Origin of the sequence: Spirosoma utsteinense (assembly GCF_014282275.1) — a bacterium.
Classification (GTDB): domain Bacteria; phylum Bacteroidota; class Bacteroidia; order Cytophagales; family Spirosomataceae; genus Spirosoma; species Spirosoma utsteinense.
Genome location: NZ_VFIA01000074.1, coordinates 1 through 12,303, shown reverse-complemented (window position 1 = coordinate 12,303; position 12,303 = coordinate 1). Strand labels below are relative to the sequence as shown.

14 protein-coding genes are annotated in these 12,303 nt (G+C 47.6%); 4 read left to right on the top strand and 10 right to left on the bottom strand.

The features are described from left to right. The 3 genes from FH603_RS26655 to FH603_RS26645 form a co-directional block, all read right to left on the bottom strand. Nucleotides 1-765: DNA cytosine methyltransferase (locus FH603_RS26655; protein WP_186742141.1), on the bottom strand; the 765-nt coding region annotated here is incomplete at its 3' end. After that, complete coding sequence (locus FH603_RS26650; protein ID WP_186742135.1) at nt 765-1,232, bottom strand: very short patch repair endonuclease; 468 nt, start codon at nt 1,230-1,232, stop codon at nt 765-767. The genes FH603_RS26655 and FH603_RS26650, both read right to left, overlap by 1 nt. A 16-nt stretch (nt 1,233-1,248) precedes the next feature. Next, complete coding sequence (locus FH603_RS26645; RefSeq protein ID WP_186742124.1) at nt 1,249-1,674, bottom strand: hypothetical protein; 426 nt, start codon at nt 1,672-1,674, stop codon at nt 1,249-1,251. Nucleotides 1,675-2,012: 338 nt separating this feature from the next. Between FH603_RS26645 and FH603_RS26640 the strand changes: the two genes are divergently transcribed. From FH603_RS26640 to FH603_RS26630, 3 genes are read left to right on the top strand one after another with little or no spacing between them, the layout of a single operon-like run. Further along, on the top strand, nt 2,013-2,780 hold the full coding sequence (locus FH603_RS26640) for a hypothetical protein (RefSeq protein WP_186742118.1): 768 nt from the start codon (nt 2,013-2,015) through the stop codon (nt 2,778-2,780). A gap of 9 nt (nt 2,781-2,789) precedes the next feature. Continuing rightward, nucleotides 2,790-3,575, top strand: coding sequence for an SMODS domain-containing nucleotidyltransferase (locus FH603_RS26635; protein WP_186742116.1), 786 nt, complete (start codon nt 2,790-2,792; stop codon nt 3,573-3,575). Between the two features lie 17 nt (nt 3,576-3,592). Further along, a complete protein-coding gene (locus tag FH603_RS26630; protein WP_186742114.1) occupies nt 3,593-3,769 on the top strand; it encodes a hypothetical protein in 177 nt (58 codons plus the stop codon). Between the two features lie 7 nt (nt 3,770-3,776). Here the strand turns inward: FH603_RS26630 and FH603_RS26625 are convergent, their stop codons facing one another. The 5 genes from FH603_RS26625 to FH603_RS26605 all read right to left on the bottom strand — a co-directional run bounded on the left by FH603_RS26625 (nt 3,777) and on the right by FH603_RS26605 (nt 8,710). After that, nucleotides 3,777-4,532, bottom strand: a complete 756-nt coding sequence (locus FH603_RS26625) for an IS5 family transposase (RefSeq protein ID WP_186742112.1) — start codon at nt 4,530-4,532, stop codon at nt 3,777-3,779. A gap of 604 nt (nt 4,533-5,136) precedes the next feature. Further along, nucleotides 5,137-6,894 carry a type IV secretory system conjugative DNA transfer family protein gene (locus FH603_RS26620; RefSeq protein ID WP_186742110.1) on the bottom strand — a complete coding sequence of 586 codons (1,758 nt, stop codon included), beginning with the start codon at nt 6,892-6,894 and terminating at the stop codon, nt 5,137-5,139. A gap of 13 nt (nt 6,895-6,907) precedes the next feature. Then, nucleotides 6,908-7,744, bottom strand: a complete 837-nt coding sequence (locus FH603_RS26615; protein ID WP_186742108.1) for a DUF5712 family protein — start codon at nt 7,742-7,744, stop codon at nt 6,908-6,910. A gap of 4 nt (nt 7,745-7,748) precedes the next feature. Continuing rightward, on the bottom strand, nt 7,749-8,138 hold the full coding sequence (locus tag FH603_RS28795) for a BfmA/BtgA family mobilization protein (protein WP_244968039.1): 390 nt from the start codon (nt 8,136-8,138) through the stop codon (nt 7,749-7,751). 254 nt (nt 8,139-8,392) lie between these two features. Continuing rightward, nucleotides 8,393-8,710: a hypothetical protein gene (locus tag FH603_RS26605; protein WP_186742106.1), complete on the bottom strand. Its 318-nt coding sequence runs from the start codon at nt 8,708-8,710 to the stop codon at nt 8,393-8,395. A 689-nt stretch (nt 8,711-9,399) separates the two neighbouring features. On the opposite strand from FH603_RS26605, the gene FH603_RS26600 reads away from it, so the two are divergent. Further along, nucleotides 9,400-10,488: a replication initiation protein gene (locus FH603_RS26600; RefSeq protein WP_186742104.1), complete on the top strand. Its 1,089-nt coding sequence runs from the start codon at nt 9,400-9,402 to the stop codon at nt 10,486-10,488. An 8-nt stretch (nt 10,489-10,496) separates the two neighbouring features. Here FH603_RS26600 and FH603_RS26595 read toward each other — a convergent pair whose 3' ends face one another. Together FH603_RS26595 and FH603_RS26590 are read right to left on the bottom strand one after the other, a co-directional pair. Beyond that, nucleotides 10,497-11,663 (bottom strand): hypothetical protein, encoded by a 1,167-nt coding sequence (locus FH603_RS26595; protein ID WP_186742102.1) that lies wholly within the window; start codon nt 11,661-11,663, stop codon nt 10,497-10,499. 7 nt (nt 11,664-11,670) lie between these two features. Next, a partial coding sequence (locus FH603_RS26590; protein ID WP_222439563.1) for a DNA cytosine methyltransferase occupies nt 11,671-12,303 on the bottom strand: 633 nt, incomplete at its 5' end.

Sequence of the window (12,303 nt, the reverse complement as noted above, 5' to 3'; positions counted from 1 at the left end):
CACCGAATGCGGACCTGGTGATTCAGTAATATCGCCTATAGCGTGTCTTACCGTATTATAACTCATCAGATTTTGTCGCTCTCCGTGGGTTGGCTTTGGCAAATTAGGGGGACTCCCAAGCTTTGAACCAATCATTACAAAGCGCAAACGTTTTTGGGAAGCACCATAGTCGGCTGAATTCAAGACGCCAAAAGTAACGTGGTAGCCTAACGCCTTTATGTCGTCTAAAAGAAATCGAAAAGCCGAGCCTGATTGTTCCTCCGGCAACAATGGTAATATGCCATCTTCACCGTTGATAAGTTCTCTACCTGAGTAAGCTTTTAAATTCCAACTCTTACCAGGCCGATCTGCAATTTTACGGTGTTTAACTGCCGCAGTGAGAATACTTGCTACGTTCTCTAAGACAAAGAATTTTGGCTGAATCTCATTAATTAATCTGAGGTACTCATATATCAAATTACCCCTCGGATCAGACAAGGCTGAGCGTTTGCCACCAGTCGAAAAGCTTTGACACGGTGGCCCCCCAACCATTAAATACACTTCATCGTAGAAGTCCCTTTTCTGTCGCAGCAACTCGCCCGTAAGATTTCTTACATCGCCTTTTACTACGTCAAGCTCAGGCATGTTATTCTTTATGGTTTCGCAGAAAATAGGATGCACTTCAACCGCTAAAGTTGTTTTTAGCCCCGCTTTTTCCAAGCCAATATCTAAACCCATAGCCCCGCTAAAAAAGGACCAAATTTCCGGCTTTTGTTGTGCGTTCATCAGTCAATTTGGATATGATTGTTATCGTTCGGCGACGGTGCTTTTAAATACATTGTCAGGTTGTGCAGTGTGTTATTGATGTTCTTTTTCCTCAACTCACATTCATATATGACCACCACATCCCAACCATCTTGACGGAGTTTCGCACAGTCGCGCTTATCACGGTTCTGGTTCCTCTCAAATTTGGCAAGCCACCAGTCTGTTCTCGTCTTTGGAATGTGTGAGACCGTGCATTGCTCATGACCATGCCAAAAGCATCCGTGAATGAAGATTACAACTCGGTGTTTAGGCATTACTATATCTGGTGTTCCTGGTAGAGCCTTCACGTGAATTCTGTACCTATACCCCAGAGAGAAAAGAAACTTTCTTACTAAAATTTCAGGCTTCGTGTTTTTGCGTTTCATCTGGGACATCATACGACTTGTGTCCCTGCTGATTATCTCACTGTGGCTTAGTTGATCCGTCATATCCCTATAGATGGCTTCAACCAAAAAATCGTTGAAAGAACCCCCGCTTCTCCTGCGCGGGCAAGCGGTCGGCAAGCTGGGTAATCATGCCCTTGATATCGTCCAACTCAGTGCGTATGTCCTCTTGGCGCATAGGCGGCTGATTTCCCTTTTTTAGTTGTTCCTGGGCGTACTGCCGTAAATCCTCGTTCATATACTGGCCAATGGTCTTACTACTGCGGCTGGCTGCTTTCTCAATAGCTGTACGCGTTTCTAAATCAACGCCCCGTACTGTCCACGGTATTACGTTTGGGGTTTTACGCGGTCGCCCCCCTTTATTACGCTCTAATCCTGCTTCTTCATCCGTTTGGGGTTTTGTCGGACTTAATTCGGGTTGTGTCAGCGTCGTATTTTCCACCTGCTGACGAAACTCCGGTTGTGTCTGTGCGTCGGGGGTTACCATGATTAAGCGGTCAGACGTTTTGTACAGACGCTAAGTACGTTATTTTCCAGATGTTTCCAACCGTCAGACGTTTTGTATGTACATTGGCTATGTGAGCAGGCTGCTTGCATTTTTCGGGGTTCAGTGGGTGTCTGCCGTTGTGTCTGGTTTCGTGGATGAATCCCTTAACATAAGATATCTTATAAAACAACCCTCGGAAATGTCCTACGTTTCGCTTACCTTTACAAGCTGCCTTATATTGTATTTTTTTAAGTTCATGGGGTAGCATAACTCAAATAAGTTAGATTTCAGCCGTATTGGTGTGTAGGCGTTCCATTCAACTTTAGCTATTGTAAAGCATGAAATCGGATTACGACAGAGTTACGGAAATAGGTACTTATAAGACCAGAATCCTGTATCTATCAACAGCTATAACTTTCTTACTGACCTTAAACAATAAGTATGAGTTCTCAAAAAGTTACAAGGGTTCAGACGATTACATTGAATTAGCTATTGGGTTCAACTCAATACTCGTGGTGCTGTATATCCTCTTGGAAATTAGAGAAAATTATATTTTCTCTAAAGCGGAAAGAAACAGGACGTTACAATACGTTGACAATTCTTTTGAAACAAATTTTGCTGGTAAGAGGGTTGACAACTACTTTACTCAAGACAAGCTTAATCCCGGATTTTATAAACTTTCTGTTAATTGCTTCGAGAACACGTATCATTCATTCAATATAGCTAAACAGATGCAGTTTGCGGTATATTCTAAAGCTGTAATAGTTCTCCTTGTATTTATGTTTTCTGCCACAGTAGGAGATAAAGGTATAGTTCGTTATTTGACAGAAGCTGTTCTACCCTTATCTCTTATTCAGAACGCTGTAAAACTCTCTATATTCGTAACCAGGTTAGACAGCTTAAAAGAGACGTTTACAACATTTTTTACTTCAATGAAAAATGTAAATTTTGAAAATAGAGAGCCTGAAGCTTTAAAAAATGTTATCACTTATGAAACCACATTAGCTTGGGCCTCAATGCCCTTAGATAGTGACATCTTTTTTAAGATGCAAGAACAGCTTGCCCAAGAATGGGAAGAACTCAAGAAAGAATTTCAAATAAAATAATCATTCCAGATGAGCGTAAGCAGCCATTTGTCTAACACCGCAAGTAAACTCATTATTACTGATTATGAGCGTACTGTCATAGATGGGCATATCGAATCTCTCGGCAAAAAGATTGATAACTACTTTCTCAGTAGTGCTATCAACGAACATTTTGCTTTTGGTTCATATACCAGAAAAACACTCATGCCAAGAAAGGCAGACAATGATTCTGATGTTGATTACATGGTCGTTTTCAGCAATTCATCATATACGCCTTCTACTTATCTTGGTTGGTTGAAAGACTTTGCCAAAGCGAAGTATTCAACGTCTGAAATATATCAGTCTCATCCAACAGTAGTTTTGGAGTTATCAAGAATAAAAATAGAAATTGTTCCAGCCATTAAGAGCGCCTACGATGATTACCAAATTCCGGCTCCATCGTCAACTTATACAACTTGGTTAACCACTCATCCAAATAGCTTCAACACGAAGGTAGTTAACAAAAACACTTCTGAGAAAAGCCAAATACGTCCTCTAATTAGATTAATGAAGTATTGGAATGCTAAAAGTGGGTACGTATATTCTTCTTATGAACTTGAAAATTTAATTGTAAATCATTTTTTCTACTCTTGCCAAAACCTATGGGACTATGTGTACTCATTTGTTGGCGGTCTGTCATCTTACAATTCGGTTGCTTGGAAAGCTGATAAAATAAAAAAGCTTAAAGATAGCTGTACATCCGCTCGAAATTCAGACAATCAAGGCTATCCAGCTACAGCAGAAGCGGAAATAAAAAAGGTTTTTCCCGAATATTAACTTCGGATTATTATCCATTGAGTACTTCAAATTATGCCCGTCGGCGGCTCTTTCTTATGATTGTGGTTACTGCCCTGGCTGCTGCGGCCGGTTTCGCTTGGGGACAACAGTACGGCTACCGTCAGGGCAGAAACGATGTGCTGAAACAGGTGGAACAGCGATTTAATGCGGCTCCGGTGTCTCCTCACATTTAGAGCCTGTTTAAAGATGCTTGAGCATTCGGTTGATGTTGGATAAATAGACGAATGACTCGTGAGAAGAACAGCCGCATTCGTAGTCTTTGCTCAGCCGTCGGGACCAGATCATCCACGCAAAAGTGCGTTCCACCTTCCACCGCATGGGAAGCACATGAAAACCGGCTAACTCGCTGACTTTGACTACCTCCAAGATGAAAGCAAATGACTTCATTGCCCAATCCGCTAAGTTCTTCCCATACGCGCTGTCGGCCAATATTTTGCTCATCCGCTCATAGCCCTGCCGGGCCAGCGAACTTAGCACCGCACGAGCCGCCGGGCTGTCATGTTGGTTGGCGGCATGAACCACCACCACTAAGACTAAACCCAGCGTATCGACAACGATGTGGCGTTTACGGCCCTGTACTTTCTTATTGCCGTCAAAGCCTTTGGGTACTACGCCCCACTCGCTGTTCTTAACGCTTTGAGAGTCAATCACGCCCACGCTGGGTGAAGCGTGCCGATTGGCTTTTTGCCGCCGACGTTCGACCAGCGTTTTGTTGAGTCTTTCCCAACTACCATCATTACGCCACTTCCAGAAATAGTAGTAACAGATAGGCCAAGGCGGTAGATCGTTGGGCATTTGCCGCCATTGGCAGCCGGTCTTGGTCACGTACAGCAGGGCGTTAAAGATCGCTCTGAGGGAATATTTGCGTTTGCGTTTGTCGGCAAGGATTTGGTCGATAACTTGCCAGGCGGAGTCGGTCAGGTCGGTGGGGTACATCTTTAGTCGGATTAACCCACAAGGTAGACTGGCTCCGTGTTTTTACCCCACTACCCCCATTTTTAAACAGGCTCTTAACCCGAAACGGAATAATGTTTGGTAGCTGTGAGTAAAACTGACGAGCTGCGGGCCTGGTTGACGCCCGGTCTGGCCCCGCTCCTGGCGACTTTGGCCCCTCGGTAGGGGTACTGCTCCAAAGATTGGGGAGCGGCCAACATTAGTACGAAATGTTCCATGAAGATTATCTCATGGAATTAATTGCTTCGTAATGAGCGAATTACATAAATGGTAAAGGAAACGTTCGATTTCTTTACCAAGTCAAGGATTAACAAATTGAGCGCTTTTGTACCTGTTTTCTGGGCAACAAACTCGGTCAACCATTCAAAGTAAACCTTCGGTCAGTTCAAGTTGAGTTGTTTTACTTGTAGGATTGGCTCGATGGAACATTTCGTACGAATGTTGGCCACTCCCCAAGATTGTTCTGTTTCGGTCAGTCGCCCAACAAATAAGGCGGGTCGATGCTGGCCACGAGTGGCCAGCATCGACCCGCCTTATTTGTTGGGCCTGCTCCCCGCTAAGGGGTCGCCGAAGGCAACCCACTATCCTAAAAATCTAAACTCTCGTCGTGGTGCCGGGCCTGCCCGTTGTGCTTCGCCTGGCCGTTCAGGGGGGCGGGCGTGATGGGTTGGGGGGTGACTGGCTCCGTAACTCGGCCTCGGTCGGGTCCTTGGTTGGTGAACAGGCTTTCTACCTCGGCTTGGATGCGTAAGAAGTTTTGTTTTACGTCGTGAGCCGTGACCATCGTAATCGGTACGATCTCCGGCAGGGGGCCGCCCTCCTGGGCTTTGATCTGCGCTTTGAAGCTGCTGAAATCGGAATCGACGAGCTGCCCGTAAAACTCGCCCGTCTGCAACTCTAACACGTCCTGAATGCGTACCCGGCTCCGCTCGGTCATGCTCTCCGACGTGCTGCGCCCTTCCTCAAAATCCCGGCTGCTCTCGCTACGGCCCTGGCTGCGCTGCTGCACGTCCTCTTTGCCCCATAGATCACTGATGTACTGCGCCGTTTCCCGGTGGCCAACCCGCCCGTAAAACTGGTTGTTCAGGTTGGATAATAGAGCGTCTTTCTTGCTGCGCCCGTACATATCCTCGATCTGGCTAATGTCCTGCGCCCCGAACACGGTCGCAATCTCGTTGCTGCGGCCGGTGGCGGGTAGCTGCTCGAAATTGGGGATAAACAGCGTGGGGGCCTCGTCTAAAATTACGGCCGATGGCCGCTTACCCTGCTGGTTCATCTGCTTCAGGGCGACGGTGGCCAGCAAAGCGATAACGGGGGCGAACGTATTGGATAGCGTCGGCGCGTTACCCAGCGTGACGAACTTGGGCGCGTCGGGGTCGTTTAGATTCAGGTCGAAATCGTCCCCCGACAACACCCACACAATTTCTTTGGTGTTGATCTTCCGTAGGGCCGTTTGCAGCGTCGAGACGACGCCTGCTGTTTGCCCTTCGGCCTTGCGCTGCACCGACTCGCGCAGGCTGGCAATGGTGCCGCGCGTTTCGGGGTTAGTCGATAAGAGGGCCACCACGTCGGCGGTCGGCTGAAAGGCTAACGCCATCGCGTGGGGCAGGGTGCAAAAATCCGGGTGTTCCTCCCGTAGAAACCAAATCAGCGCCGTTAGATAGCTGTGGGCTGAATCGGTCCAGAAATCGCCTTTCTTAATGGCGTCGGGTTTCAGATTGTAGAGTATCGCCCTGGCGTATTCGTCGGCGTGGCTCTGGGTCGGCATGGTGGCCGGACTCAAGGGGTTAACCCGGTGGGAACGGGTCAAGTCCTCGAAATTGACGTAATAGAAGCCTAACCCGTTCTGGGCTTGCTGCCAGGCTTGGGCGGCTACCCTGGCTAAAGTGGGGAACTTGAAATCATACAGCAACCCGGTACGCCCCTGCTGAATGGTCTGCCGAATAATCGGCTCGATCAGGCTTTTACTCTTGCCCGCTCCGGCTCCCCCTAAGATCAGTACGCCCCGCTCCGGCTTGGTCAGGTAGATTCGGGGAATGGCCAGCGTGTGGGTCTCAATGGTATACACACTGCGGCTTACTTTAGTCTTGGTCCGGGTGGTGGTGCTGGCTTGCCCGATGGCGGCACCTTTGCCCCGTTTACCGCCGATGATGGCTAAGTAAAGCACCCATCCCCCCACGCCAAAAGCGGCCAACTCGGTTAGGCTGGTGGCCAACCGGCCTAAACTGGCGATCTTGTAAACCCCAATACTCGTAAAGACAAACCCTAAAACGCTGCGCGTCAACCAGTAGGCTATTACGGTGACGATCACAGTACCCAGTAACGTACTCAGTGCTTTTTGCATGGCTGCTGGTTGATTAACGGCTTAAATAGTTGGATTGTGTTGGCTCCTGGTGGGTGGGCCGCTCCTGCCGGGTGGCCTGGTCCTGGTCTCGCTGCGGCTGCGGGCGTACCCGGTCGATCTGCGCTTTTATCGCCTGGTCGCGGGCGGCTAACCGGTCGGGCTGGTGCTCACTCCGGGCGGCTCGGGCGTGGTCGAATGTTTCGGTCTGCTCCCGGCTGTAGCTAAATTTCTGGTCGAAACTGCGCTCGTTGGCCTGGATGAAATTCACCCGGTCGAAGCCGTTGCCGATGGCTCCCCCCGCCTGGCGGTGGTTAGTTAGTGGGGAAAGTGACGTGCTGCGCTCCCCCTCCTGCTGGCGTTCTTTAAAGCGGCTAACGATTACGTGAATATGGGTCTGGTCGCCCTCCTTCGGCTGGCCCTTCTGAGCGGCTCCCTCCTGCACCGCTTTATCATCGTGGGCGTAGTGGCGGCTGTACTCGATCTTGGCGTACCAAACCAGCTCACGGCTTTCGATTCCCTTTCCAAAATTGGCCGCGTAATTGTCCATCACGGCCCGCGTATAGTCGCGCAATTTGTCCCTATCGCCCCCAATGTGGGCTAACTCCTTTTGGCTGGGGTCGATGGTGAACGTATAAAACCGATCCTGACCCGTTTTAAGCCCCTGTGCGGCCCCGTTCCGATCAATTCCGGCTACTACCTCGATTTGACTTACTTTGTCGCTCTGAGACGAGAAAAATGCTTCCTGCTGGCCGGGTGGTAGCTGGTTATTCTCTTTCTCTAAATACCCGGCTAATCGGCTACAGCTTCCGCCGTTGGCTCCTTTGATCGGACTGGAAAAATTAGTGACCATCGGGCTATACGGTTACGCCTACTTTGTCGGCGATCTGCCGCAGCCGTTCGTTCATCTTCCGCAGGTGTTCCACCTTACCCACCCCGTTAGCCGGGTCGTCCATCTCGTAGAGCTTGCGGCTGATTAAAATCAACTCGTCTTTGATGGGCCGTAGCTGCTCCTTCTCCTGCTGTTTGATAAAGCTGATTAATCGCCGGTCGAGTGCTTTAATGGCGTCGGTGGGGTTGTCGGCTTTGGGGTCGCGGGGGTCGGCCTTCGTCGCTTTAAAATACTGGAGCATGGCCACCAACAACCCTTTTTTACTCAGCCCGTAGCTGTTGGCCATCCGGCCCAACTCGTCGGCGGTAGTCCGGTCGATGCTCAGCGTTGTTTGCTCGTTTATTGTCGTTTCCATTGAATTTAGGTCTGATAGTCAGTCTATTACACAAAAACCATTGTTTTCTAATTGTACCCTGTTTTATTAAATTACTGACCGTCAAGACTTTACGAAGTAAAGCAAGTCGTTGAATGCTGCGCAGCGGCATTCCGGCTTGCTCTTTACAAGACCGCTCCGCGCCCACGCTCCCGGATGGTAAAAGCGTACTGGTTTGGCAGATCAGTAAAGAGCTTAGACCATGCCGGCACGGTTCAGGCTCTTTACTCAATGGCTTACCGTCTGGCCCGCTGCTGGTGGTAAAGGATATTATTGCGGGCGTGAATGATATAGCTCTCGTTCCATTGGATGGACCGCTCTAACCGGTTGATCTCGTCGTTCTCGCTCTGGTCAAACCAGTACCGCGCCCCCTCGCTGCTCAACTCAGGCCGTTTAGCTGCGGCTAACGCTTTCCGCTCGGTGATCCATTTTTGAGTACGGGTTTTTTCCGTCTCGTGCCAATCAATTGTAGTCTGTTCTCCGGCTATCGCTCGGCTTAGTTCGTCGGTCTGGTTCTTCCTGGAAGCCTGACCAAACCAGTTAAAAAAACGCATATGGGTAAATCTGTTTCCGGTTAAGAATAGATAACGCAGTACGTGTTCGAAAAATAGGCAAGGCTGTACCAACAGGACGTGACTGGGGACCAATGAGACAAAACTGTGGACAAACTCGTTTTTTTTCGGGAACTCTACCCATTAGGAGTTTAGTGGGTCGCATTGCATACGTCGGCTTGGTTCATTTCCGAACCCATACCCAACCAGGTAAAGAAACTCATGTGTAAAAGGGGATAAAGGTTAGTCGCTTCGGCTCATATGATCGGCCCAAATCAGGTTACTAAAATAATACTTCCACAGGACAAAAGAAGAAAGAAAGCTAAATAAATGGTATGTGACTCATATTTACTAAAAGTATATAAACTAAAAATATAGTTGCAGGCTTCTTGATTTTTTTAGCAAACGCGCGGTCTTGTTTGTTTTTTGTTTTTCTATCCCCGTCAGGATTAGTTTTTTCACCTTATCCACACTTTTTTAGCAACGCGCGGCTTCACAACTATCATAGTAGGAAATTTTACTTAATAGTTAAATACTATATAAGGAGTCGATCCGAATAAAAGGACATATACCCCCACTCAGAGGGCCGAATAAAAGGACATATACCCCCACTCAGAGACTGAATAAAAGGACATATACCCCGGAATATTAGTACAAGTATATTGTATGTCCTTTTTTACTAATTTTGAACCATGAAGCAGGAAGATAAGCGCAACACTCAGCTAACTATACCGCTCGGCCTAACCTACGAGCCGCAACATAAGGAAATTATTAAGCAGCATTGGAACGTAACGTTTGCTCGTCAGGGGCGTATGAGCGTGGCCGCCAAACGTATCATGGCCCGTGTCATTGACCAGATACGCGACGATGATTTTAAGCTGCGGCCTTACTATCAGTTCCGTATCGTGGACATCATCACTGAAGCCGGGATAACCAAAGAAACAGCATACAAGGAGGTGCAAGGGGCACTGAACGAGTTGACAGACGCCAAATGGGAATTTGAAAGCTTAGACGGGTCAGAATGGTATGTTAGGCACTTGCTGGACACGACGAAAGAAAAGACGGTAGGGTATAAAGACGGGATTATCACAGTACTGCTTAATCCACAGTTAGAACCGTACTTTATTCAGATCGCCCACTATAGCAAGTATCAGCTAAGTAACTATATGAGCCTTAAAAGCTGGTACTCAATGCGCTTTTTTGAAATCCTATCCGCCTTCCGTGACACGGGCGTATGGTGTCCGACGGTTGAACAGTACCGGCAACTTATGGACTGTTGGCATGAAAAGGATAAACGCGGCAAGATCAAGCGGGACAAAGACGGAACTCCTAAGATGAAGTACCCACTAACAAAAGACTTGATAGCCCGCACGATCACAGAGCCTTTAGAAGAATTAGCCGGTACAAACCTGGCTTTTGCCTATGAGCCAGTTTATGAGACTGACCGACTGACGCGGGGCCGTAAGAAGATAACCGGCTTTAAATTCACGCTCCAACGAAGGCAGGATGGAAAAATACCGGAGTTTTGGCTACAAAATACCGTCGTCGCCAAGGTAGTAGCCAACCTGCGGGCCTGGAAGGTGACAGATAGGAACATTGCCCTGTACTTGGAAGATATAGGCACCGAAGCGGCTAACAAGCTGGTGTATAACTGGCAGTTAAAGGAAAATACAGACGACCGGATAAACGACCGCGTTAAGTACTGTAACGCCGTGTTTGTCAGAATGGGTAAAGCTGCTCAAGAACGTTTGAAACAAGAAATAGAGGCTGCTTTAAACTGATGGTAGCTTTAATTACGCTTTTTCCTACCCCCTACGTACAACCTACTATCCTGATCGTTAGGATCACCCTGAGTAACATCTTTAAGCAGAGCTTCTAAGAAACCATCTGCTTGCACATCGGGTCTTTTACTGAAAGACGCAACAATATTTTCAGTCATAGCGTCAAGGCTATAACCGGATTTTATAGCTACCGCACGGAATGCAGACTGATAAACCCTTAGCAATAATTCCGGCCCTATTTCACTATTCGTTAGTTGATTAAAAGATGGACTGCCGACTAACACGATTGTATCAGGTGCTTTGCTCAACACAGCGGCCATAGACCGATGTCCCTTTAGCGTATTTCCTATCAGCGCATGGTAATATGTCTGTCCACCGTAAAAGTCCTGTAGGGCTTGGAGTTGACTACCAAGTCTTACACCGTCGCCCCCTTTGGCAGAACCGGTTTTACTCTTCACTTGGTGAAACTTAATTGTATCCGATTCAAAAAATGGTGGTTGCATAACATCGGCTCCGGGGAAAGGGTTATGTCCTGGATCGATTGTTTCCCGATCTGTACTTCTTGGCTCAGGAACGCGTACGTTCCCTCTCATCATACCTATTATATCCTCGTGTAGGTGCCCCATAAGCCCCTCTATAATCATCAGAGCTTTGTGGGCGACGATAGCACTAACAGCCCCTTTAAATTCCCCCTCGCATAGGAGAAACTGGGTCGCTGCCAGAATGTAGGGGTCTATTACATCTCCTGGATTCCTTCCTACCTCAATATCTTTGACGCTCTTCGGAAAGGTGTTTACTATAGTCTCTACCTTGTTTTCAATGTAAAGCACCGCTTCCGAAGGGGAAGCAAAAGCTTGTAATAAGTGCGTCTGTTGCGCAAGGTTCACAGCGTGTAAAGCAATAGATTGCTCTGGAAATCCTTCCTCCGTTAGCATTGTACCAAACTCATCTAATAAGGTACTGAACTTTCGATTGGCCAAGTCGCTAACCGGCAAATCCTTCAAGCTCACGCTTACAGTTGATTTAATACGTAGGTCATCGAATACTTTAGAAAGGAAGTCGAATGAACTTATAAACTCAACGCTCAACAAGTTTGCTTGAGCATTGATTATTTGCTGCTTCAGTATCGGATGTACGCTCTGAAGTAGATGGTTTGAGCCGATGTACTTAATCATATTTTTATCAAAAAAGCTCTACCTGCTCACTCTTAAGGCGGATCGCTTTACGACTCTTTTTATTGTGGGCAGATGCTTTAAGTTTCGCTAAGCCTTCATCAATCATTGATTCTAACGGCTCAACTTCACGATCTTCAAACTCCTGTACATACTCACCTTTGGGGCCTACAAATAACCGTCCTATGGCTTCCCCTAAGTGAATAGGCACAGCATTGCCTATTTGTAGATATTGGTCACTCATTGACCCCTCTATTTTCCAGTTGTCTGGAAATCCCTGTAATCGAGCGCACTCCTTCACAGATAAAGGGCGTATCTGCTCAGGGTGACACATAGCACTACCTTTCCGATTGGCGCGGCCTATTATAGTGGGTGAGGGTTCATCCCAACTCAGTTTTCTAAAAAATCCCGTCTTACCCCCCCCCGAACTGAAGGCATTTCCGAGAGCTAACGGTTTAACATCCTCCGGTAGATCTCGCCAATTACCACCTTCTGGCACCAAATAGAAAAATTTAGCCATATCATCACCATACACCGAATGCGGACCTGGTGATTCAGTAATATCGCCTATAGCGTGTCTTACCGTATTATAACTCATCAGATTTTGTCGCTCTCCGTGGGTTGGCTTTGGCAAATTAGGGGG

Excerpts from the sequence above, each read along its gene's own strand:
- FH603_RS26650 (WP_186742135.1), bottom strand. The coding sequence starts at position 1,232 with ATGACGGATCAACTAAGCCACAGTGAGATAATCAGCAGGGACACAAGT.
- FH603_RS26645 (WP_186742124.1), bottom strand. The coding sequence starts at position 1,674 with ATGGTAACCCCCGACGCACAGACACAACCGGAGTTTCGTCAGCAGGTG.
- FH603_RS26640 (WP_186742118.1), top strand. The coding sequence starts at position 2,013 with ATGAAATCGGATTACGACAGAGTTACGGAAATAGGTACTTATAAGACC.
- FH603_RS26635 (WP_186742116.1), top strand. The coding sequence starts at position 2,790 with ATGAGCGTAAGCAGCCATTTGTCTAACACCGCAAGTAAACTCATTATT.
- FH603_RS26625 (WP_186742112.1), bottom strand. The coding sequence starts at position 4,532 with ATGTACCCCACCGACCTGACCGACTCCGCCTGGCAAGTTATCGACCAA.
- FH603_RS26620 (WP_186742110.1), bottom strand. The coding sequence starts at position 6,894 with ATGCAAAAAGCACTGAGTACGTTACTGGGTACTGTGATCGTCACCGTA.
- FH603_RS26615 (WP_186742108.1), bottom strand. The coding sequence starts at position 7,744 with ATGGTCACTAATTTTTCCAGTCCGATCAAAGGAGCCAACGGCGGAAGC.
- FH603_RS28795 (WP_244968039.1), bottom strand. The coding sequence starts at position 8,138 with ATGGAAACGACAATAAACGAGCAAACAACGCTGAGCATCGACCGGACT.
- FH603_RS26605 (WP_186742106.1), bottom strand. The coding sequence starts at position 8,710 with ATGCGTTTTTTTAACTGGTTTGGTCAGGCTTCCAGGAAGAACCAGACC.
- FH603_RS26600 (WP_186742104.1), top strand. The coding sequence starts at position 9,400 with ATGAAGCAGGAAGATAAGCGCAACACTCAGCTAACTATACCGCTCGGC.
- FH603_RS26595 (WP_186742102.1), bottom strand. The coding sequence starts at position 11,663 with ATGATTAAGTACATCGGCTCAAACCATCTACTTCAGAGCGTACATCCG.